3 protein-coding genes and 1 pseudogene are annotated in these 2,053 nt (G+C 72.9%); 3 read left to right on the forward strand and 1 reads right to left on the reverse strand.

Translation table 11 applies throughout. The features are described 5' to 3' along the window. The 3 genes and pseudogenes from G6021_RS14505 to G6021_RS14515 form a co-directional block, all read left to right on the forward strand. Positions 1-189, forward strand: a pseudogene (locus G6021_RS14505) (A/G-specific adenine glycosylase); the annotation flags it as partial. A gap of 39 nt (positions 190-228) precedes the next feature. Beyond that, positions 229-537 carry an antibiotic biosynthesis monooxygenase gene (locus G6021_RS14510; RefSeq protein ID WP_182639553.1) on the forward strand — a complete coding sequence of 103 codons (309 nt, stop codon included), beginning with the start codon at positions 229-231 and terminating at the stop codon, positions 535-537. A gap of 28 nt (positions 538-565) precedes the next feature. After that, positions 566-958 carry a VTT domain-containing protein gene (locus G6021_RS14515; RefSeq protein ID WP_182641584.1) on the forward strand — a complete coding sequence of 131 codons (393 nt, stop codon included), beginning with the start codon at positions 566-568 and terminating at the stop codon, positions 956-958. Between the two features lie 19 nt (positions 959-977). On the opposite strand, the gene G6021_RS14520 is transcribed toward G6021_RS14515, so the two are convergent. Further along, positions 978-2,030 carry an ABC transporter substrate-binding protein gene (locus tag G6021_RS14520; protein ID WP_182641585.1) on the reverse strand — a complete coding sequence of 351 codons (1,053 nt, stop codon included), beginning with the start codon at positions 2,028-2,030 and terminating at the stop codon, positions 978-980. Positions 2,031-2,053 lie beyond the last annotated feature (23 nt).

Genomic DNA, 2,053 nt, shown 5'->3' on the forward strand with positions numbered 1-2,053 from the left:
TTCGCCGGGACCGACCGCCAGGTACGCGGCCTGCTCCTCGACGTCCTGCGCGACGGGGACGGCACCGCCGACCGGGACCGTCTGGCCGCGGTGTGGCCCGACCCGGTCCAGCGCGGCCGCGCACTCGACTCGCTCGTGGCCGACGGGTTGATGGTGCGGACCGGGGACGTGTACTCGTTGCCGGGTTGACCGGCCGGGACCGCGGCACCAAAGCGTAGGCTCACCTACATGGCCGTCGTCAAGATCAATGCCCTGTCCGTGCCGCCCCAGGCCGGTGCCGAGCTCGAGCGTCGCTTCGCCGAGCGCGCCCACACCGTGGAGAACTCCCCCGGTTTCCTCGGCTTTCAGCTGCTGCGCCCCACCGCCGGAGAGGAGCGCTACTTCGTGGTGACCACCTGGCAGGACGAGGCGTCCTTCGCCGCATGGCGCGACGGCGACGCCCGGACCGCCCACGCCGGTCAGCACGGCAAGCCCGTCGCCGAGGGGGCCACCCTCCTCGAGTTCGACGTCGTGATGGACGTCAAGCCCTCCGCCTGACCGGGCCCTCCACCGCCGCCGCGCCTTCATGGACCGGATCTCGGAACAGCCGTTCGCCGTCGCCTTCGGCGCGCTGTTCGTCATCGTGATGCTGCGGGCCAACGCCACCTACTGGCTAGGCCGGGGAGCGCTGAACGGAGGGAGACTGAGCCGGAAGGCCGCCCGCCACCTGGACGGGCGGCACATGCAGCGGGCCCAGCGGCTGTCCGCGCGCTACGGGGTGATCGCGGTTCCGCTGTCCTTCCTCACCGTGGGCGTGCAGACGGCGATCAACTTCACCGCCGGGTTCACGCGCATGCCGCTGACCCGGTACCTGCCGGCGGTCACCGTGGGTGGGCTCATGTGGGCGACGCTCTACTCCACCGTCGGGATGGTCGGCTGGGCCGCGATCGCCACACTCTGGTCCGGGATCACCTCGTAGCCCGGCCGGGCCCGGTCCGCTAGCTCCCGGGCAGCGGCCCGACCACCGGCCCGAGCACGTCCTGGAACCTGTCGTCGACCAGTGCGTCCACGTCGACGGCGGCGATCTGCCCGTCCTCGGTGAAGACGTCGGCGAGTTCCTGCTCGCCGGGCACCGTGTCCGCCAGCGCCACCGGTCGGCGGGTGCTGCGACTCTGCGAGAGTTCGGCGGCCTCGGGGGTCAGCCCCACCGCCTCACCGTAGAACGCGGCCCACCGCGCCGGGTTCTCCGCGCTCCAGGTCCCCGCCTCGGCCAGCCGGACCAGGAGGTCCGCGATCGCCGTCTGGCGGCGCGCGTCCGCGAGGGCGTCGTGGGAGGCGAGCCCGAACCAGAATCCGTTGGACGCCTCCGCCGCGGTCGCGATGGTCCGGGCGTCGGTGGTGGTCTGCGTGATGGCCGTGTACGGATCCCAGATGGCCCAGGCGTCGGCGTCGCCGCGGGAGAACGCGGACCCCGCCTCGGCCGGCTGGAGGAAGACCAGGTCGACGGACTCCGGCGAGACCCCGGCCCTGCGGAGCTGGAGAAGCAGATGCCCGTGGGCGGAGGTCCCCTTGGCCACCAGCACCTTCCGACCCGCCAGATCGGCCACGGTCCGCACGGACGAGCCCCCGGGGACGAGGATCCGGTCCCCCTCCCCGCCGTTGGCGTAGGCGGAGACGATCGACGCCCGCGCCCCGGCGGCCGCGCCGAACACGGGCGGGGTGTTACCGGTGACGGCCACGTCGATCTGACCGGCGTTGAGCGCCTCCACCTGCGGCGGCCCGGAGGTGAACGTGGAGAACTCGACCTCGTACGGCAGGTCGTCGAGCTGTCCCGCCGCGGTGAGCAGGGCCTGGGTGCCGCCCTTCTGGTCGCCCACCCGGAGGACGAGGTCGGACAGGCCCGCGAGGTCGACCCGGTCGGGGACGGGTGCCGCGGCCTCGGAGTCGCGGGTGGCGCACCCGGCGCCGACGAGCAGCACGATCAACGCCAGCGCGAGCAGCGCGACACCGATCGCGGGTCGTCGGTGGATCGGGGAGAGTGTGGTGGTCATATCGAGTAGTCCTCGTCTGTGTG

Source organism: Dietzia sp. CW19 (assembly GCF_014145265.1).
Taxonomy (GTDB): domain Bacteria; phylum Actinomycetota; class Actinomycetes; order Mycobacteriales; family Mycobacteriaceae; genus Dietzia; species Dietzia natronolimnaea.

Coding starts and splice junctions, on each gene's coding strand:
- G6021_RS14515 (WP_182641584.1), top strand. CDS start 566: ATGGACCGGATCTCGGAACAGCCGTTCGCCGTCGCCTTCGGCGCGCTG.
- G6021_RS14510 (WP_182639553.1), top strand. CDS start 229: ATGGCCGTCGTCAAGATCAATGCCCTGTCCGTGCCGCCCCAGGCCGGT.
- G6021_RS14520 (WP_182641585.1), bottom strand. CDS start 2,030: ATGACCACCACACTCTCCCCGATCCACCGACGACCCGCGATCGGTGTC.